The 19,742-nt window shown below is 67.2% G+C and carries 16 protein-coding genes; 8 read left to right on the top strand and 8 right to left on the bottom strand.

The genetic code is table 11. The annotated features are described in order from the left end of the window. Positions 1-185: 185 nt before the first annotated feature. From BES08_RS00435 to BES08_RS00420, 4 genes are all read right to left on the bottom strand, one after another. Entirely contained in the window at positions 186-1,352 is a 1,167-nt protein-coding gene (locus BES08_RS00435; RefSeq protein ID WP_069707385.1) for a glycosyltransferase family 4 protein, read from the bottom strand. Further along, entirely contained in the window at positions 1,345-2,577 is a 1,233-nt protein-coding gene (locus BES08_RS00430) for a CDP-glycerol glycerophosphotransferase family protein (RefSeq protein WP_197524410.1), read from the bottom strand. The genes BES08_RS00435 and BES08_RS00430 overlap by 8 nt, the downstream gene beginning before the upstream one ends. Positions 2,578-2,725: 148 nt before the next feature. Beyond that, positions 2,726-4,045 carry a sigma-54-dependent transcriptional regulator gene (locus BES08_RS00425; RefSeq protein ID WP_069707384.1) on the bottom strand — a complete coding sequence of 440 codons (1,320 nt, stop codon included), beginning with the start codon at positions 4,043-4,045 and terminating at the stop codon, positions 2,726-2,728. Beyond that, positions 4,042-5,784: a sensor histidine kinase gene (locus tag BES08_RS00420; RefSeq protein ID WP_069707383.1), complete on the bottom strand. Its 1,743-nt coding sequence runs from the start codon at positions 5,782-5,784 to the stop codon at positions 4,042-4,044. The genes BES08_RS00425 and BES08_RS00420 overlap by 4 nt, the downstream gene beginning before the upstream one ends. A 210-nt stretch (positions 5,785-5,994) precedes the next feature. Here BES08_RS00420 and BES08_RS00415 point away from each other — a divergent pair, with 210 nt between their 5' ends. Together BES08_RS00415 and BES08_RS00410 are read left to right on the top strand one after the other, a co-directional pair. Next, a complete protein-coding gene (locus BES08_RS00415; RefSeq protein ID WP_069707382.1) occupies positions 5,995-7,314 on the top strand; it encodes a dicarboxylate/amino acid:cation symporter in 1,320 nt (439 codons plus the stop codon). Positions 7,315-7,354: 40 nt separating this feature from the next. Next, the gene (locus BES08_RS00410; protein WP_069707381.1) at positions 7,355-8,803 is read left to right on the top strand and encodes an alginate export family protein; all 1,449 of its coding nucleotides are present in this window, start codon (positions 7,355-7,357) and stop codon (positions 8,801-8,803) included. Here BES08_RS00410 and BES08_RS00405 read toward each other — a convergent pair. Then, a complete protein-coding gene (locus tag BES08_RS00405; RefSeq protein WP_069709093.1) occupies positions 8,787-9,491 on the bottom strand; it encodes an Rrf2 family transcriptional regulator in 705 nt (234 codons plus the stop codon). The genes BES08_RS00410 and BES08_RS00405 overlap by 17 nt on opposite strands. Positions 9,492-9,643: 152 nt before the next feature. On the opposite strand from BES08_RS00405, the gene BES08_RS00400 reads away from it, so the two are divergent. The 5 genes from BES08_RS00400 to BES08_RS00380 are packed head-to-tail and all read left to right on the top strand — an operon-like array spanning position 9,644 to position 14,231. Then, positions 9,644-11,110, top strand: a complete 1,467-nt coding sequence (locus BES08_RS00400) for an aldehyde dehydrogenase family protein (RefSeq protein WP_069707380.1) — start codon at positions 9,644-9,646, stop codon at positions 11,108-11,110. Then, positions 11,107-11,889 carry a carboxymuconolactone decarboxylase family protein gene (locus BES08_RS00395; RefSeq protein WP_069707379.1) on the top strand — a complete coding sequence of 261 codons (783 nt, stop codon included), beginning with the start codon at positions 11,107-11,109 and terminating at the stop codon, positions 11,887-11,889. Before BES08_RS00400 ends, BES08_RS00395 begins: the two co-directional genes overlap by 4 nt. Then, complete coding sequence (locus BES08_RS00390; protein ID WP_069707378.1) at positions 11,882-12,682, top strand: NAD(P)-dependent oxidoreductase; 801 nt, start codon at positions 11,882-11,884, stop codon at positions 12,680-12,682. The genes BES08_RS00395 and BES08_RS00390 overlap by 8 nt, the downstream gene beginning before the upstream one ends. Continuing rightward, positions 12,679-13,434 (top strand): SDR family NAD(P)-dependent oxidoreductase, encoded by a 756-nt coding sequence (locus BES08_RS00385; protein WP_069707377.1) that lies wholly within the window; start codon positions 12,679-12,681, stop codon positions 13,432-13,434. The genes BES08_RS00390 and BES08_RS00385 overlap by 4 nt, the downstream gene beginning before the upstream one ends. 11 nt (positions 13,435-13,445) lie before the next feature. Further along, on the top strand, positions 13,446-14,231 hold the full coding sequence (locus BES08_RS00380) for an SDR family oxidoreductase (RefSeq protein ID WP_069707376.1): 786 nt from the start codon (positions 13,446-13,448) through the stop codon (positions 14,229-14,231). 95 nt (positions 14,232-14,326) lie between these two features. Here BES08_RS00380 and BES08_RS31590 read toward each other — a convergent pair whose 3' ends face one another. The 3 genes from BES08_RS31590 to BES08_RS00370 all read right to left on the bottom strand — a co-directional run bounded on the left by BES08_RS31590 (position 14,327) and on the right by BES08_RS00370 (position 18,679). After that, positions 14,327-14,494, bottom strand: a complete 168-nt coding sequence (locus BES08_RS31590) for a YbdD/YjiX family protein (protein WP_008832299.1) — start codon at positions 14,492-14,494, stop codon at positions 14,327-14,329. Positions 14,495-14,496: 2 nt separating this feature from the next. Further along, on the bottom strand, positions 14,497-16,542 hold the full coding sequence (locus BES08_RS00375; RefSeq protein ID WP_069707375.1) for a carbon starvation CstA family protein: 2,046 nt from the start codon (positions 16,540-16,542) through the stop codon (positions 14,497-14,499). Positions 16,543-16,720: 178 nt separating this feature from the next. Next, positions 16,721-18,679, bottom strand: a complete 1,959-nt coding sequence (locus tag BES08_RS00370) for an OPT family oligopeptide transporter (RefSeq protein ID WP_069709092.1) — start codon at positions 18,677-18,679, stop codon at positions 16,721-16,723. A gap of 174 nt (positions 18,680-18,853) precedes the next feature. Here BES08_RS00370 and BES08_RS00365 point away from each other — a divergent pair, with 174 nt between their 5' ends. Next, positions 18,854-19,741, top strand: a complete 888-nt coding sequence (locus BES08_RS00365) for a nucleotidyltransferase family protein (RefSeq protein ID WP_069707374.1) — start codon at positions 18,854-18,856, stop codon at positions 19,739-19,741. Position 19,742 lies beyond the last annotated feature (1 nt).

The raw sequence follows: 19,742 nt of genomic DNA, 5'->3' as shown, positions 1-19,742 counted from the left end.
GAAACGAACAGCCCGATGCTGCAGGAAATGCGCGAAATGCGGCGCGTTGGCGATCTCTTGCGCAAAAAGCCGGAATCCTGTCGTTGTTTCAGACCAAAGCGCCCCCGTGGCTGGCCTTAGCCGGTTCGGATGGAGCGGTTCAACCCCGCCCGGTCCGAAACGAGCCGCAATCGCGCCCGTCGATGCTAATTCAACGAAGGCGTGAGTTGTTCCTGCTGACGACCATCCTCTTCGACCCCATCGGCGACGAGACCTTCGAGGGCGAGGCGGCAGTGGCGATCCCAACTGAAATTCTCGCGCGCAAACAGGCGACCGTTTTCGGCAAGGCGGCGCCGATAGACGGCATCGCGCGCGAGCAGCGCCAGTGCGGCGCGGACCGCTCCGGGATCGCGACCATCGACGACCAGCCCGGTCACGCCGTCGCGCACGAGTTCGCCCGGCCCCCCGTCCTGGCCGACGATGCAGGCGATGCCATGCGCCATCGCATCGGCGACACTGATACCGAAGCCTTCCATCTCCGCGCCGTCCTCCAGCGCGATCTGTGGATGAAGGAATATGTCGGCGGTCCGGTGATGCTCCGCCAGTTCCGCATCCTCGACATATCCGGTCATCACCGTAATGCCCAGTTCGCTCCCGGCTGCGGCCCCAGCGGCTTCCAACGCCGCGCGAATGGCATCCTCGTCAGGACCGCGACCGATCACCGCGTAATCGAGCGCCACGCCTTCGTTCCGGCAGTTGGCAACCGCATGCACGGCGGCGGGCACATTCTTGCGAGAGACCAGACGGCACACCGTCATGACGCGCGGCCGGGCATTGGCGGGCTCCTGCCTCTCCTCTACCGGCAGGACCACGCCATTCCAGGCAATAGCGCATCGAGCGGCAAGGTCCGGCGCACGAGCGAGCAACAGGCGGCGCGTGGCGTCACTGACCGCAATGATCCGCGTCGCGTGCGCCAGCACCGCACGCATCAACCGGAATGCTCCCTTCGAGGGACGGCCGACTTCTCGACCGTGCACGGTGACGATAAGCGGGCGCGGAAACAGGAGGGCCGGTATCGCCGCGCGCCATGTGCACGCATGGATCACACAAGGGCGTGCCCCGGCCATCCATGCGCGTATCATGGCTATTGCGAGCCGTAGATAGACCATCATTTGCGCACCCGGGCCGACATCGACAAGAGTGATGTCATCCTCCGTTATCCGGCGCGGCCCTGCCGAAGACTTTGCGAAAACGGTGACCCGTCGCCCACCGCGCGCATAGGCGCGCGCAACCTGTGCAACGTACGTCTGCACCCCGCCTTCGTCCGGCGCGTGAACCCGCGCGACGAGCCATATGGCAGCAGCATCATTCATGGGCGAGCGCACTCCCGCGACCAAAGCCGAACGACGTCGTCCGCGGCATGGTCCCGTGTCTGAGGCGTGAGGTCAGGTAATCCGCGACCGCCCGTCCCGCCCGCTCCGATGCACTGCGCCCCTCGCGGTCGAAAGTATCCTCGATCCCCTTCTGCTGGACTGCGGCATAAGCGCCGTGCGAGGCGATGGCATGGGCGACTTTTTCAACGATATGATCCGCGTCTTCGTGAACGGGGCCGTAATGCCAGTGCCGATAGCTCGGATTGCCCTGCCAATTGGCACCATGCGCGTTGAGAAACAGACAGGGACGCGGCCGCACGACGAATTCGTAGATCTGGCTGCTGACGTCACCCAGATAAACCGCGGCCATCCGGGTATAGCTCATATCGACGCTCGCCGCACTGCCGAGATCGATATGGACGTGCGGCAGACGGGAGAATTCCTCCAACCGGCGTTCCATCCGTTCGCGGCGACGGCGACCGTCATACATCCGGATATGCGGCGCCACGATCAGGTTGAAGCGCCCGTCCTCGGCGAACTGGCGCACGACGTCGAGACCCATGCCCGGCCATGACGACAGCTTCGGGGAAAAATGCGGGTTGTACAGCACCACCGGCCGATCCTGCGGGAACAGCCGCGCGGGCGCGCGATCCCGGGTCAGGTCGAACTTGCCGTAGCCGACGACGGCATAGTGGCCCTCTCGAATGAGGCCCTTGTCCAGCATGCGGCGACGCTGCTTGTCACCGGCCAGAAGAACGAAGTCGAACTGGCGGATGCGGCGGTCGTAGCCGACCGCCCTGTCACCGGCGCCGTGGCAGGTGTGAATGAAGCAGGTACGCTTCAATCCGGCATGCCGCAGCAGCAGCGAAGTGCGCTCGGGCACCACGATCGCATCATATTCGGCAAGCCGCCCCCGCGCGGCGGCGAGCGCGACCAGCTTGGGCGGCGTGGCGGAACCTGCCAGTCGCGTGAAGGCAGAGAGCATCGGCCCTTCGACCTGCACGAAACGGATCGTCGAAGCCCCATGCCGCCGCGCTATGTCGCGCGCCATCGCGATATGATCGTGCGTCATCGCAACGACGTCCACCGCAAAGCGCGGATCGCGGGCAAGTTCTATGGCAAGCGGCATCGCGTGCAGGACGTGGTGCAACTGCGCGTTGAAGAAAAAGCAAAGTTTTTGCGGCACCGCGGGGTCGGCAAGCCGCTCGATCGCTCCTTGGAGCATGGCGTCCTCCATTGCAGGCTTCGGCTACCCGATCCTTGGCCCCATCGGTTTGCCGACGCATTTCAGAAGGTCGCAGCGTCCCTGTCACCCTGCAACAATTGCGCGGTGGAGTGCCCCGTGAACCGGCCTGCCGGTCCGGACGAACCCGTCAGCGCCCGCCCTTGCGCAGCGTCGCCAGGTCGATCCCGTGCTTGTGAACCTTGTAGTAGAAGGTCTTGCGCGGGATGCCGAGCCGCTTGATCGCCGCGCCGATCTCTCCCTTCGTACCCAGCACGGCCGCGACGATGGTATCGCGCTCGAACGCATCTAGGCGCTGCGGCAGCGTGTCGCCGGCAGGGACGCTTGCAGGCTCGGCTGCGGCATCCTCCAGCCCCAGCACGAAGCGCTCGGCGAAATGGGCCAGTTCGCGGACGTTGCCGGGCCAGTCGTGGCTGGAAAGATGGTGCCGCACGGCCCCGGTCATCATCGGCAAGGGCAACCGCAGCCGGGTCGCGGCGGCTCCTGCGAGGTGGGCGAACAACGCCGGTACGTCCTCCCGCCTCTCACGCAAGGGCGGCATCCGCAGGCGCAACGCGGCAAGGCGATAGAACAGGCCCGGCGTGATCTTCTCGGACAAGTCGCCTTCGTCCGTCCCGCCCGTCGCGATCACCCGCAAGTCCAGCGGCAGCGGCTCGCGCGCGCCGGGACTGCGCAGCACCCGCTCCTCGACGAGCGGGGTCAGCCGCGCCTGCAGGCGCCGCGAAGCCTGGTCGATATCGTCGAGGAACAGCGTGCCCCGCACGACCGAGGCGATGCTTGCCTCCCCCATCGGCGCGAAGAGTTCATCCTCCAGCGCCTCGGGCAGCGCGCCGCAGGCGACAGCCATGAAGCGCTGGCGCGAACGCTTGCCTGCGCGGTGGATGAGGCGCGCCAGCAGTTCCTTGCCGGTTCCCGTCTCCCCCTCGATGAACAGGTCGATATCGGCATTGGCGAGGGTCGGGATCATTTCGCGCAGGCGGCGTATGGCGGCGGACTCGCCGATCAGCCCCGAAGCAGCATCCCCCTGCGCCGCCGCGCGCAACCGCCGGTTATCAAGCGCCAATCCCCGCGCAGTCGCCGCCCGGTCGGCCGCCGCGACCAGCGCCTGCGGATCGAAAGGCTTGGTCAGGAAGTCCCATGCCCCCGCCTTGAGCGCATCCACCGCCATCGCCACGTCGCCATGCCCGGTGACGAGGATGACCGGCAGGTCCGGATCACGCTCGTGCAGCGCTCGAAACAGTTCGGTCCCCGACATATGGGGCATACGGACGTCCGACACGACGATCCCCGGCCAATCGGCGTCGATGGCCTCCAGCGCGGGTGGCGCAGCGGCAAAGCTCTCGACGACGAAGCCCGCAAGCGACAGCACCTGCGCCGTCGAGATGCGCAGATCCGCATCGTCCTCGACAAGCGCCACGCGCCTCGCCTGTCCCGGTGCGCGGTCGTTCATGGCGCGCGCCTGAGCACGATCGCGAAACATGCCCCGTAGTCGGAGGGCTCCAGTTGCAGGGTGCCGCCGAAGTCCTCGACGATGTCTTTCGAGATGACGAGGCCAAGCCCCAATCCGGTCGGCCGACTGGTGGCGAAAGGCGTGAACAGGCGGTCGGCGACTTCCGGTGCGATGCCCGGGCCATTGTCGCTTATGGTTAGGCGCACGCTCTCCGCTCCTGCATCCAGTGCAAGCTCGATCCGGGCGTCGGCGCGTCCTTCCAGCGCCTCGAGCGCGTTCTGCAGGATGTTGACGAGCACTTGCTCCAGCCGGACGTGCCCGCCGAACACGAACAGGCCGGGCGGCACCTCGGGAACCACAAAAACGACGCGCGACAGGCGCTCCTTGAGGAGCAGGCAGGCGCCTTCGACCACCTCAGCCAGCGGGATCGGGCCTCCAGCACGGCTACCTTTGCGCGCAAAGCCGCGCAGTTCGGCAGTGACTGCTCCGATACGCTCGGCCAGACGGTCGATTGCCGAGAGATTATCACGCACGGCATCCTCGGCACCCATGTCCAGCAATTGCCGCGAGGTGGACGCATAGTTGCGGATCGCGGCGACGGGTTGCGCCGTCTCGTGCGCGACGCTCGCCGTCACCTGCCCGAGCGTGGCAAGGCGGTTGGCCTGCCGCAACCCTTCGCGCAGTTGCGCCGCGTGAGCCTCGGCGGCGGCGCGATCCTCGATCTCCCGGCGCAGGTCGATGGTGCGCTCGGCGACTGCGGCTTCGAGTTGGGCGGTGTGCTCGCGTCGGCGGCGGCTTCGCTCGCGCACAAAGGCCGCGAAGGCGAACAATGCCAACGTCACCAGCGCCGCGCCGATCTGCGCGGCGCGCACGACGGCATCCACCGCGCCTTGCAGCGGCAACGCCAGATTGACACGCCAACCCAGCGCATCCGCCGCCGTGGTAGTGAGCAGATGGTCGCCCTTCTCCCCCAGAAGGGTAATGCGTCCACCGTCATGTTCGCGAAAAGGCACTGGGCCAAGGTTCCCGACGCCGATGAGCTTGCGTTCGCGCAGGCTGCGTTCGGACGGGAGCGGCCGCGTCGCGGCGTAACGCCAGTTACGACGACTGGTGACCAAAATCACTCCATTGGGATCGGTGACGAAAGTAACCCCGTTCGCCTCGCGCCATTGTGCCTCGACGCGGTCGAACTCCATCTTCATCACGACGACGCTGCCCCCCGCCGCCCGCCGTGCAAAGAACAGACCGGGCCGATGACTGACCGTACCGAGCGCGAACTGCTCACCGAGCCCGCTGCGCAATGCCGCCCGGAAATACGGACGAAAACTGTAGTCCTTGCCCAGGAAACTGCGCGGATCGCGCCAGTTGCTCGCGGCCAGGGTCAGGCCGTCCTTGCGAATGATGTAGATGATGGGCGAGCCAAGATCGCGCGACAGTCTCTCCAGCTTGGCGTTCATCACCGCTTCGGCGCCCGGCCTGCCCGCGACGAGTGCGACAAGATCGCGGTCGTCTGCCAGCGCAAGCGGAAGAAGCCGGAACCGGGCGATTTCGCTCGCCAGCAGTGCCTGCCGCAGCCGGGCGTCGATGGCTGCCTGCGCCGCGAAACGGGCGGTCGCGGCCTGCCTCACCGCAAGTCCGGTCAGGAATGCCACCGCAGCAGCGCAAGCCAGCGCCGCCGCCAGCCACCAGAGATAACGCGATCGAACCACACGAATCCGCCTAAGCCAACGGGACCTCATGTGCAAGTTTCTGCACTATCCAGTTATGAGGAGGGCAGATTTTCAGACATGGTGTGAACAACATCACCCTCATATCATTGATATTAAAGACATTTACAAAAATGCAATTTGTCTTTGCGCGCAATGAAACGGGCGGCATTTTGACCCTAGGCACGAGCGTCACCCCCGGGGTGTCGTCGGCGTCCCGAGGATGACGAAGGCTTTTGACATATGCAGTATGATCCGTCGCACATTCAGCCCGTCGCTGCGAAGCGCTGGTACACGCACCTTTACGTCCAGGTTCTGGCCGCGATCACTGCGGGCGTACTGGTGGGCCATTTCTACCCGGCGGTCGGCGAATCGCTTAAGCCGGTGGGCGACATGTTCATCAAGCTGGTGAAGATGGTGATCGCTCCGGTCATCTTCCTCACCATCGTCACCGGCATTGCCGGGATGCGCGATCTCGGCTCGGTCGGGCGCGTGGCGGCGAAAGCCTTCGCCTACTTCCTGTTCTTTTCCACACTGGCGCTGATCGTCGGGATGACCGTCGCCAACGTCGTGCGTCCGGGCGCGGGCTTCAACATCGATCCCGCCACGCTCGATGCCGGCAAGGTCGCCCAGTACGCCGAAAAAGCGCACGAGACCTCGCTGCTTGGCTTTCTCAATGCGATGATCCCGGACACGCTGGTCTCCGCGCTGGCGCAGGAGAACATCCTGCAGGTGCTGGTCGTCGCGATCCTGTTCGGCTGCTCGCTGGCCGCCATCGGGGAACGCGGCGACAAGGTGCTTTCGCTCCTCGACGACATCTCGATGGTGGTGTTCAAGCTCGTCGCCATCGTGATGAAGCTCGCCCCGATCGGTGCGTTCGGCGCCATGGCCTTCACCATCGGCAAGTACGGCGTCGGCAGTCTTGCCAACCTCGCGCAGCTGGTGGCGACGTTCTACCTCACCTCGATCCTGTTCGTGGTCGTCGTGCTCGGCGCGGTGGCGAAGCTGTGCGGGTTCTCGATCCTCAAGCTGATCGCCTATCTCAAGGCCGAACTGCTGCTGGTCCTTGGCACCTCATCCTCGGAAAGCGCCCTGCCCGCCCTTATCGAGAAGATGGAGCGCGCCGGCTGCCCCAAGGCCGTCGTCGGCCTCGTCGTTCCCACTGGCTACTCGTTCAACCTCGACGGCACCAATATCTACATGACGCTGGCGGCGCTGTTCATCGCGCAGGCCTGCAACGTCGATCTGACGCTGGGCCAGCAACTGCTGCTGCTGGGCGTAGCCATGCTCTCGTCCAAGGGCGCGGCGGGCGTCACCGGCGCGGGCTTCATCACGCTGGCGGCCACGCTCTCGATCGTGCCGGACGTGCCGGTCGCGGGCATGGCGCTGATCCTGGGCGTCGACCGCTTCATGTCGGAATGCCGCAGCCTGACCAACTTCATCGGCAACGCCGTCGCCACCGTCGTCGTCTCACGTTGGGAGGGCAAGCTGGATCACGCCCGCCTCGACGCCGCGCTCTCCGGGCATTCCCTGCCCGAACCGGCACTCGTCCCAGCCGAATAAGCAAGCACGCTAAAAACAAGAACTACGGAGAGGTCGCCCCATGGGCACTGTTGCTTCGCGGCTGCGCGCCGCCACCCTTTCGCTCGCCCTGATAACCCCTGCTGGAATCGCGCATGCGCAGGATGCCGCATATCCCCAGGCCCACAACGGCGACGGCGCGGTCAACAATGGCTACGCCCTCTCCCGCTGGGCCGAAGACTGGACCGAGAAGGCCGATCCCGCCAAGCGCGACGACCCGCTCGACCGGCTCAAGTACATTCCGCTCGACGACGACGGCGATATCTACCTGACCCTGTCCGGCGAACTGCGCCTCCGCGTCAACCAGACCACCAACCCCAACTTGCGCGAGGCCGAGGCCCAGCGCCAGGACATCAACCGCGTGGTCGGCGGCGCAGATATCCACATCGGCACCCACTTGCGCTTCTACGGCGAGATCGCCCACGGTGGAATCTCCGGCCGCAACCTCGGCGTGCCCGCCGCGACGCTGCGCAACGACGTGGTTATCCAGCAATCCTTCGTCGAGGCCCGCACCGACATCGGAGAATTCGACGTCGGCGTGCGCTACGGCCGCCAGGAATTCACCGAGGGCCCCAACCTGCTCGCCTCGCAGCGTGACAACAACACGATCCGCTACACCATGAACGGCTGGCGCTTCTACGCGCGTGGATCGAAGCTGCGCTTCGGCGCCTTCGACTTCCGCCCGACGGCCTATGGCGACCTCGGCACCGGCGACGACGTCGACGATCCGGCGCGCCGCTTCTCCGGCGCCACGGTCGGGGTGATGCTGCCCAAAACGTTCCTCGGCAATTCGAACCTTGCCTTCGATACCTTCCTGTGGCGGCGCCACAACGACGTCGGTGCCTGGGGCGGGCGGATCGGCCCGGCAACGCGCTGGTATCTGGGCGGATGGCTGCGCGGAGACGTGGGCCGCGTGAACCTCGACTGGTCGGTGAACCGCCAGTGGGGATACTACATGACGCAGGACATCTCCGCCTGGCAGGCGTTCATCGCGCAGACCTACAGGCTGGGCAAGAGCAAGACCGCGCCGCGCGTCGGCGTCCACTTCGACTATGCCAGCGGCGGCGGCGGATATGGGAACGGCAAGCTGCGCAACGCCTATTCGCCCTTCGGCAACAACATCTACTACAGCTACCAGCTCTACTTGACGCCCTCGAACTTGCGCGCGGTGACGCCGAACGTCAGCTTCTCGCCGGTCAAGGACGTGCGCGTGCTGGCGGAGTACGAGTTCGCCTGGCGCGACAATGTCCATGATGCGGTGTACCGCGCCAACGGCCAGCCTTTCGCGGGAACGCAGAACGGCACCGCGCGCAAGATCGCGGAACTGGCGCGGCTGCAGGCGGTGTGGACGATCACGCCGCGCCTGTCGTTCACCGGCCGCTACGAGCACCTGAAGGCCGGCGCGGCACTGACCGACGCGGGGTACAAGAGTTCGGATTTCCTCGCGGGCTGGCTCAGCTTCCGGTTCTGACCGGCAGCTTCGCCTCCAGATAGGCCCGCACCACCGCGCGGTTCTGCCGGTTGGCCTCGAACCGCGTGAGGTCCGCATCGTTGGCGAGGATCGCCGCGATGATCCGCCCGCGCCCCTCGCGCCATGCCGCGCCGTCGTCGTCGAAGACCTTGAGGTCGGGCGCGGTATGCGCGGTGGAATAATGCAGCGTCACCCGCGTCAGCATCTCGAACAGCGGGCGGCGGACCATGCGAAACAGCAGTTCCTGGAACTCCATCTCGAAGCGCCCGCTGTCCGCCATCGTCGTGCAGCCGGGAAGCGTCTCCGCCAGCGTCGCCAGCCGGGCCCGCAAGCCCGCGTCGGTGCAGCGCGCGGCGGCAGTCGCCAGTTCGTTGAACAGCAGCGAGGTCATGTCCAGCGCCTCCTCGTAGGACGCCGGGTTCATCCGCATGTAGGCATGCAAGCCCCGCTCCAGCGCCGCCGCATCGGGCCGCGCGCCGTAATAGCCGCCGCCCGGACCGCGCCGAACTTCGAGCAGCCCTTCATGCTCCAGCACTCGCGCGACCTGCTGCAGGGTAACGATCCCCACTTCCAGCGAACGCGCCAGTTCGTGCAGCGAACCGATCCGCTCCCCCTCGGGCACGGCGTAGATCTTCTCGCGCAGCACCCCGGTGGTACGGACGATCAGGCTGGCTTTCTTCCCTGACATGGCCTTCTCGATAATAGGCATATAATATAGAATTCATGCTGCTTATCTTGATATAATCGCACAATTCAAGTCAATTGACCGCTTATTTATACACCGATAGCCTCCACTCCATCAAACGGTGCGTAGTCGCCGATGGAGAGGAGAGCAAAGCCATGGGCTTCCGCCTGCCCGACGTATCCCTGCCCGAATTCGCGCACCTGATCGGCGACAGCGCCGAGGCCGCCGGCACCGGCGAGACGTTCGCCCACGTCTATCCCGCCAGCGGCGAAGTCACCCGCGAGATCCGCCTGGCGAGCGCCGACGACGTCGACCGCGCCGTCGGCGCCGCCCGCGCCGCGCAGCCCGCATGGCGCGCGATGCCGGGCGACAAGCGCCGCGACCTGATGCTGCGCCTCGCTTCGGTGATCGAGGCGCGCGCGGCGGAAATGTCCCCGCTGCTGAGCGCGGAAAACGGCTCGATCCTCCTCGCAGGCCCGCACATGAGTGCGGATGCTGCACAGAAGTTCCGCTACTTCGGCGGCTGGGCGGACAAGCTGGAAGGCCGCACCGTGCCGACATGGGGCGGCCCGGCGCATGACTACGTAGCCTATGAACCTTACGGCACCATCGGCGTGATCGTCCCCTGGAACGGCCCTCTGTTCGCGGCGACGATGGTGATGGCCCCCGCGCTGGCGGCCGGGAACTGCATTGTGCTGAAAGCGCCCGAAACCGCGCCGTGGTCGATCATGAAGCTGGTCGAACTGATCCGGCTGGCGGGCTTTCCGCCGGGCGTCGTCAACCTCGTCACCGGCGGCGCGGACGTGGGCGCGGCGATGGTCGAGCATCCCGGCATCGACAAGATCGAGTTCATCGGCAGCGGCGCAACGGCGAAGACAATCCTCGCCAGCGCCGCGCGATCGCTCAAGCCGGTAGGGCTGGAACTGGGCGGCAAGTCGGCGGTGCTGGTCTTCGCCGACGCGAACCTGCAAGCCGCCGCCAAGCGCGGACTTTCCGGCGCCGTCAGCGCCAATGGACAGGGCTGCGTCAACGGCACCCGCCTGCTGGTCGAGCGCGCGATCTACGAACCCTACGTCGAGATGCTCAAGGCCATGGCCGCCCATGTGAAAGTCGGCGATCCCTTCACCATGGACACGATCATGGGCCCGGTGATCTCCGAGGCCGCGCTGGACCGTATCCATGGCATGGTGACGCGCGGCACCGCAGAGGGCGCGCGCGTGGTCTGCGGCGGTGCGCGCATGGGCGGTGATCACGCGGGCGGCGCATTCTACCCGGTCACCGTGCTGGCCGATGTGGCACACGGCAGCGAGATCGCCCGCACCGAAGTGTTCGGCCCGGTCATCGTCGTCACGCCTTTCGACAGCGAGGAGGAGGCCATCACCCTCGCCAACGACACCGACTACGGCCTCGGCGCCTATGTCCACACCACCGACCTCGCCCGCGCGCACCGTGTCGCCGGGCAGATGATGGCCGGACAGGTGCAGGTCAACGGCTCGGGCGAGGCGATGACGCCCTGCGTGCCGTTCGGCGGCATGAAGCATTCCGGCCACGGCCGCCTCGGCGGGATCGAGGGCCTGCGCGAATTCCAGCAGGTGCGCAACGTGTGGATCAACCTCCAGTGACCCGGCTCGATCCCGCCGCGCGCAGCGCCGCCGGCCTCACCACGCAGGCCGAAGTGACCGGGCGCGAAGCCCCCGCCCCGACCACGCTGCTGGAGGAATCCTGGCGCGACTTCGTCTTCGCCGAGGTCTGGACCCGGCCCGGCCTGCCGCGCCGGGCCCGCTTCCTCGTCGCGATGGCCTCGGCCGCGACTTGCGGGCTGGCCGACGGGCAGGTCGAGGACTTCGTGCGCGGCGCGCTCGCCACCGGCGCGCTGACCCTCGCCGAACTGCGCGAGGCGGGGCTCCACCTCGCGGTCTATTCGGGCTGGGGCAATGGCGGCAGGCTCGACCGGGCCGTCACCCGCGTGGCCGAAGCGCTGGGCCTGCCGCCTGCCGACGTGCCGCCGATCCGCGCCGAACCCTGGGACGCGCAGGAACGTAACGATCAGGGCCACGCCGAATTCGCGAAAGTCATGACCTTCCCGCCCGGCCCGCCGAACTCACCCTATCTGGTCGGCATCAACACCTTCGTCTTCGGCGAGATGTGGCGACGACGCGGCCTCGACGAGCCCTCGCGGCGGTGGATCACGCTCGTCGGAGTCTGCGAATCCGGCGCCGACATCCCGATCCGCAGCCACATCCACGCGGCGATGGCGAGCGGCAACTGCCAGCCCGAGGAAATGCTGGAATTCGTCCTCCAGTACGGCACCCACGCGGGTTGGCCCAAGGCCTCGCGCATCAACGCCGTGGTGATCGAGATGATCGCCAAAGTGGAGAAAGGACTCCCCTGGAATGGCTGAAGTGGGTTTCATCGGCCTCGGCTCGCAAGGCGCGCCGATCGCCATGCGGATGATGACGGGCAATGCCCTGACCGTCTGGGCGCGGCGGCCCGAGGCGCTCGCCACGTTCGCCGAGAAGGGCGCGAAGGTTGCGGCATCGGTGGCAGACCTCGGCACGGCCTGCGATCATATCGGCGTCTGCGTGGTCAACGACGCGGACGTGGTCCAAGTCTGCGACCTGCTGCTGCCCGCCATGCGCCCCGGCAGCGTGCTGGCGATCCACTCGACGATCCTGCCGCAGACTTGCGAAGCGCTCGCCGCGCAAGCCGCGAAGCGCGGGGTACTGCTGCTCGATGCCCCCGTCAGCGGCGGCAGCCCGGCGGCCGAGGCAGGCCGCCTCACCGTGATGTGCGGCGGCAGCGAAGAGGCTTTCGCCAGGGCCCTCCCCGTGCTGCGGACGTTCGGCGCGAAGATCGTGCTGCTCGGCCCGGCCGGCGCAGGACAGCGGGCCAAGATCGTCAACAACGCGCTGCTCGCCGCCCACATGGGCCTCGCCCATAGCGCGCTCGCCATCGCCGAGGGGCTGGGCGTGGACCGCGCGGCGCTCGCCGACCTCATCCAGGCGTCGAGCGGGCGCAGCTTCGGCTTCGAGGTCTACGCCCGCCTGCCCGCCCCGCCCGCCTTCGCGCACGGCGGGAGCCTGCTGTTCAAGGACGTAAGCCTGCTCGGCGCCATCACGCATCCGGGCAACCCGCTCGCGCTGGCGGCGATGCCGTTCCTCGACGCTGCGGGCGTCACCGGAGAGACACCATGATTTTCGAGAACCTCAATCTGACCGGCAAAGTCGCGCTGGTGACCGGCGCCGCTTCCGGCCTCGGCCGCGCGACCGCGCTGAAACTGAGCGCGGAAGGTGCGAAGCTGTGGCTGGTCGACGTCGATGCCGTGGGCCTCGCCGAAACGGCCGCATCGTGCGGGGCCGAGGCGCGCAGCGAAGTCGCCGATCTTTCCGACCCCGCCGCCTGCCACGCCGCCGTCGCGAACGCGGTCGCGGCCTTCGGACGGCTCGACGCGCTGTGCAACGTCGCCGGGCTGATCTACCTCGCCAATACGCCCGAGATGCCGCGCGAGCGGTACGAGCGGACCATCGACGTCAACCTCAACGCGCCGTTCTTCCTCTCGCAGGCGGCGATCCCGCACTTGCTGGAAACGAAGGGCGCGATCGTCAACGTCGCCTCCTGCGCCTCCTATATCGGCGAGGCTTATGCTGCGGCTTATTGCGCGAGCAAGTGGGGCCTCGTCGGCATGACCAAGGCGCTGGCGATGGAGTTCCAGAAGCAGCCGATCCGCATCAACGCCCTCGCCCCCGGCGGCATGATGACCGGCATCGCGGCGAACTACGTGCCGCCGGAGGGCTGCGATTTCGAACTGCTCAAGCGCTTCTCGGGAATGCGCGGGCTCGTCGAGGTAGAGGACGTTGCGGACATGATCGTCCTCCTCGCCTCGGACGCCGGGCGCGGTTTCCATGGCGCGTGCCTCTCCATCGACGCGGGCATCACCGCAGGCTGAAGGACCATACGATGACATTTTCCCTCGATCAGTTCCGCCTGGACAGCAAAGTGGCGGTGGTCACCGGCGCGGGCGGACGCGGCAATTCCATCGGACGCGCCTATGCGCTCGGGCTGGCCGAGGCGGGCGCGGCGATTGTCGTGGCCGACCTCAACGGCGAAGGTGCCGAAGCCGTCGCGCAGGAGATCGTCGCGGCGGGCGGCCGGGCGGTCGGCGTGCGCGTGGACGTGGCGGACGAAGCCTCCACACTGGCGATGGGCGCGGCGGCGAGCGCGGCGTTCGGCGGGATCGACATCCTCGTCAACAATGCCGCGCTGATGGTCGATATCAGCTACGACAATTGCGAGACGGTCAGCCTGGAGGCGTGGAACCGCGCCTTCGCGGTGAACCTCAACGGCGCGTTGCTCTGCGCGCGGGCGGTGATCCCCTCGATGCGGGCGCGCGGCGGCGGGCGGATCGTCAACCAGACCAGCGGCGGGGCGTTTCCGGCGATCGGGCTCTACGGCATCTCCAAGCTGGCGCTGGTGGGGCTGACGACGACACTGGCCAAGCAACTCGGCAAGGACGGCATCACCTGCAACGCCATCGCGCCGGGCAACGTCAAGTCGGACGCGGGCAAGCTGCTGGTGCCGGACGATTCCCCGTTCATCCAGTTCCTCGACATGACCTGCGCGCTGCGTTCGCGCGGGGAGCCGGCCGAACTCGTGGGCACCGCGCTGCTGCTGTGCTCGGAGGCCGGGCGGTGGATCACCGGGCAGACGATCCACATCGACGGCGGCTGGGTGATGCGGCCTTAGACTCACCATTTCCGTCATTGCGAGCGAAGCGAAGCAATCCAGGGCGGTTTACGCTGCCCTGGATTGCTTCGCTTCGCTCGCAATGACGAAGCTGGCTAGCAGCACTTGCCCCCGCCCGCGCCGCCAAAGCGCGCCTGCTCCCGGTTGCGGAAGAACTCCACGCGGGTCATCGGCGTAGCGTCAGGATGCGCGCGTACCATGTGAGCGAGGTAAGCCTCGTAAGGCGGCTGCCCTACCATGAGGCGCAGCATCTGGCGCAGCATTCTCATTCCGCTGGGACCATCTGCACGGGGCTCTCGTTCACCGTCGGCCGATCCCCACGCAGGGCCGCCATGCACGTCCGCACGGTGAAGAACAGCAGCGACACCACCACCGCGAGGAACACCGCGCAAAGCCCCGCATCGACGCGGTCGTTGAAGACGATGGCCTGCATCTGCTCCATCGACTTGGCCGGAGCCAGCACCGTGCCAGCCTCTACAGCCGCGCCGAACTTCGCCGCGTGGGCGAGGAAACCGACTGTCGGATCGCTCGACAGCAGCTTGAGCGAACCGGCGCTGAGCGTGCAGATCAGCAGCCACACGGTCGGGACCACGGTGACCCAGGCATAACGCTGCTGCTTCATGCGGAACAGCACGGTCGTTGCCAGCATCAGCGCCACGGCGGCGAGCATCTGGTTGGAGATGCCGAACACCGGCCACAGCGTGTTCACCCCGCCCAGCGGGTCAGTGACGCCCTGATAGAGGAAGAAGCCCCAGCTCAGCACGCACAGCGCCGTCGCCACCACGCCCGGCAGCCACGAAGTCCCCGCCCGGAACGAGGGCACCGCAAGGCCGATCAGATCCTGCAGCATGAACCGCCCCGCACGGGTGCCCGCATCGACGGCGGTGAGGATGAACAGGGCCTCGAACAGGATCGCGAAGTGATACCAGAACGCCTTCATCGCCGTACCGCCCGCGACATGGCTGAAGATCTCCGCCATCGCCACCGCCAGCGTCGGCGCGCCGCCGGTGCGTGATACGATGGTGTGCTCGCCCACGTCGCGCGCGGTCTGGACCAGAAGGTCGGCGCTCACCGGGAAGCCCATCGCGGTCACCGCATGGGCGGCGCTGGCGGGGTCGGTGCCCAGCACGGCGGCGGGGCTGTTCATCGCGAAGTAGATGCCCGGATCGAGGATCGAGGCGCCGACGAGGGCCATGATCGCCACGAAGGCCTCCATCAGCATCGCGCCGTAGCCGATGAAGGGCGCGTCGGTCTCGCTGCCAATCAACTTGGGCGTGGTGCCGCTGGCGATGAGCGCGTGGAAGCCGGAAACCGCTCCGCAGGCGATGGTGATGAACAGGAACGGGAACAGCGCGCCGGACCATGCCGGACCGCCGCCACCGACGAACTGGGTCAGCGCGGGCATGCGCAGCGGGGGCGCCATGACGACGATGCCCACCGCCAGCGCCGTGATCGCGCCGATCTTGAGGAAGGTCGAAAGATAATCACGCGGCGCCAGCAGCAGCCACACCGGCAGCAGCGAGGCCAGCGCGCCGTAGCCGATCAGAATCCAGCACAAGGTCTGCGGGGTGAAGGTGAACAGCGGCCCCCAAATCTCGGAAGCCGCGACGTTCTGGCCGAACACGATCGCCGCGATCAGGCCGACGAAGCCCAGCACGGAGACTTCGCCGATGCGCCCCGGCCTGATCCAGCGGGTGTAGATGCCCATCGCCAGCGCCAGCGGGATCGTCGCGGCGACGGTGAACATGCCCCAGGGGCTCTCGGCCAGCGCGCGCACCACGATCAGCGCGAGCACCGCCAGGATGATGACCATGATGAGGAAGGCGCCGGCCAGCGCGATGGTCCCCGCAACCGCGCCCATCTCCATGCGCACGAGTTCGCCCAGCGACTTGCCGTCCCGCCGCATCGAGATGAACAGTACCATGAAGTCCTGCACGGCGCCTGCCAGCACGACGCCGAAGATGATCCACAAGGTGCCCGGCAGATAGCCCATCTGCGCCGCGAGCACCGGCCCCACCAGCGGCCCCGCCCCCGCGATCGCCGCGAAGTGGTGTCCGAACAGCACGCGCCGGTCGGTGGCGACGTAGTCCAGCCCGTCGGCGCGGGTGAGCGCCGGGGTCGCGCGGGCGGGGTCCAGCCGCATCACATGCTGCGCAATATACAGCGCATAGTAGCGATAGGCGACGAGGAAGCAGCTCACCGCCGCGACCACGATCCACAGCGCGTTGACCGCCTCTCCGCGCGACACCGCCAGCACGGCAAGGCAGACCGCTCCGACGATCGCGAGGATGATCCAGGGGATGTGCTTCAAGTCTGCCTCTCCGTTCGACCGCTGGCGGTTTGAACCGATGGGGCTTCGACAAGCTCAGCCTGAGCGGGATTTGAAGACCTGCTCTCAATCCCGCTCAGGCTGAGCTTGTCGAAGCCCCCTGCGCCAGAGGGCATAGCTAAAGACACCCAGCGGTCCCGGGTCAAGCCCGGGACGACGATCACCCCACCAGCTTGCGCGTGCGACCGTAGAGGAACGCCACCAGCGCGAAGAACAGCGCGGTGCCGCCAACCAAAGCGGGAACCTCGAAGCCGTCGCCAACAAGCGCAAGCGGCGCATCGCTGCCCGATGCGGCGACGATGCCAGCGAAGGCGACGCCCCACAGGCTCTCGCCCACGATCATGCCCGTGGCGGTCAGCACACCCATGCGCAGCGCGAATTCGGGATCGGCGCGCTTCTCCGCCCAGCCGTCGTAGACCTTGCCGATGACCGATCCGATCACGACCGGCAGGATCGCGCTCATCGGCAGGTAGATGCCGATGCCCACCGCGAGCGGCGGCAGGCGCAGGCGTCCGGCCTTGCCGAGCACTTCGTCGAGCACGATGAACGCCACGCCCGCAGCGGCGCCCCAGCCGATCATCGTCCAGTTGAGGTTGCCGCCCAGCACGCCCTTGGCCAGCGCCGAGATCAGCGCCGCCTGCGGTGCGGGCAAGGCGTTCGCCCCCGCGCCCGGCATCCCGGCGAACCCGAACGCGGTGTTGAGCAGATCGAGCACCGGCGGGATCACCAGCGATCCGAACACCACGCCGATCACCAGCGCGACCTGCTGCTTCCACGGCGTCGCACCGACCAGCTGGCCGGTCTTGAGGTCCTGCAGGTTGTCGTTGGAGATCGTCGCGACGCCGAAGACGATGCCGGTCACGATCAGCGCATAGGCGACCAGCGCCGACGACGTCTCTGCGCCGGAATCGCGCCCGAACAAGCCGACCAGCATCAGCGATGCAGCGACGACGGAGAGAATACCGATACCCGACACCGGCGAGTTCGACGCACCGATCAGGCCCGCCATGTAGCCGCAGACCGCCGCGATCAGCAGGCCGAAGACGACGACGAAGACGACCGCGCCCGCGATCAGCACCAGTTCGCTCCCGGCCAGCGGACCACCGGCGATGACGCTCCACAACAGCACCGCGATCGGCACCATCATTGCCAGCGCTCCGAGCGCGACGGCGGTGATGGGAAGGTCCTGCTCCTCGATGGCCAGCGCTTCACCGGCATGGCGCGCACGGCTCGCGGCCATCGCCGAGCGCACGCCGCCGATCACCGGCCCGGCGATCCGCAGCAAGGTCCACACCGCCGCCACGCCGATCACGCCCGCGCCGAAGAAGCGCACATCGCGCGAGAAGATCGCCCCCGCCCAGGCACCTACATCGCCCGCCATTGGGCTCTGCGCCGTCAGGATCGGCAGCAGCGCCCACCAGCCGATGACGAGGCCCAGGAACATCGCCATGCCGACCGACAGACCGACGAGGTGCCCCACGCCAAGCAACGCGAACGACAGGCCGCCGGAAATCCCCGTCGCGCCCGAACCGGTGCGGAACCATACCGCAGCCTCACCAACGATCAGCCGGGTCTGCGTCAGCACCGCGAAACCCACGGACGCGAGCGCATTCCAGACCAGCACGGAGAGGCCCTTCGCGCTTTCCTCCGCCCCCTCGCGCGACCCTGAGCCAACGCGCAATACTTCGGCGGCGGCATGGCCTTCGGGATAGGGAAGCGGGGTATCGACCACCAGCGCACGGCGCAACGGAACCGAGAACAGCACGCCGAGGATACCGCCCGTGCCGGTGATCGCGGCCGTCGTCCAGTACGGGAAGCCCTGCCACCAGCCGATCATGACGAGGCCGGGCAGCACGAAGATGATCGCTGCCAGCGTGCCCGCCGCGCTCGCCACGGTCTGGACGATGTTGTTCTCCCAGATCGTCGAGTCCTTGAACCCGCGCAGGATTGCCATGGAAATGACCGCCGCCGGGATCGAGGTGGCGAAGGTCAGCCCGACCTTCAGGCCGAGGTAGACGTTCGCGGCCGTGAACAGCAGCGTGATCGCCCCGCCCAGCAGGATGCCGCGCAGCGTCAGCTCCTTTGCCGAAGCCCTCGCCGCCGTCTGTTGCACCTCCATCGTGTCGTTCGCCATCGCGTCCCTGTCTGCCTGCATTTTCAAGCCACGCTTCTTGGCACGGTGGTCAAATGGAAGACAGTGCAAATCATGCCGGCGAAATCCCGCGGCAAATTCACGGGCTTTCAACGGCGAAGTTCACCGAGACGTCACATCGCTCGCGGATAAGGGCCGGCCATGGATACTCTGACGCACGCCGCGTCCGCCGCTCATGTGGCAGGGCAGAAATACGCCGGACCGCCGGTGCGCATGATCGTGCTCGCCGGTCGACACCCGCGCGAGACGGACGCTCTGGCCCGTCGCTTCGGGATGAGCCACAAGTGCCTCGTGCCGCTGGATGGTCGCCCTCTGGTCGCGCACGTACTGCAGACTGCCGCCATCCACCCGGCGGTCGAAAGCCTGGCCATATCCGTCGAGCGCGAGGCGTTCGAGGGACTGTTCGACGTTCTCTCTCAACTACCCGGCCGGGGCATCGCCAAGCTGGTCGAGGCGCGGGAGAACCTCGTCGACAGCGTGTTGGCGGCGGCGCAGGACTGGGACGGTCCGCTGCTGGTGACGACGGCCGACCATGCTCTCCTGACGCCTGCTTCCATCGATGTGATGATCGCCGCGCTCGATTCTTCCGACGCCGCCTTCGCCATGGCGCCGCGTGACGCGGTTCTCACCGCCCATCCGCAGCATGCGCACCCGTTCCTCGAGTTCGCGGATGGCGCCTATGCCAGTTGCAACCTCTACGCCGCCGCCGATCCCGAGGCGCTGCGCGCGGTGGAAGTGTTCCGCGGCGGCGGGCGTTTCGCGGGCAATGCGCTCGGCGTGCTGCGGGCGTTCGGCTTCGTCAACCTGATCATGCTGCGCCTGCGGGCCAGCAGCCTGAGCGATGCGACCGAGCGCGTTTCGCGCCGCATCGGGCAGCGCCTGAAGCCGGTGGTGATGCTCGACGGCTCGCAGGCGCTCGACGTGGATGACGATCACACCCACGCCGCAGCCGAGGCCCTGCTCACCCTGCGCTGCGAGCCGGCCCGCACCTCTTCGGGTCCGGACCGGCTGCATCGCGCGTTGGGTTGAT

The sequence above is a fragment of the Novosphingobium resinovorum genome (assembly GCF_001742225.1).
Taxonomy (GTDB): Bacteria; Pseudomonadota; Alphaproteobacteria; order Sphingomonadales; family Sphingomonadaceae; genus Novosphingobium; species Novosphingobium resinovorum_A.
The sequence above is the reverse complement of the archived record's forward strand: the minus strand, read 5'-3'. Positions and strand labels throughout refer to the sequence as shown.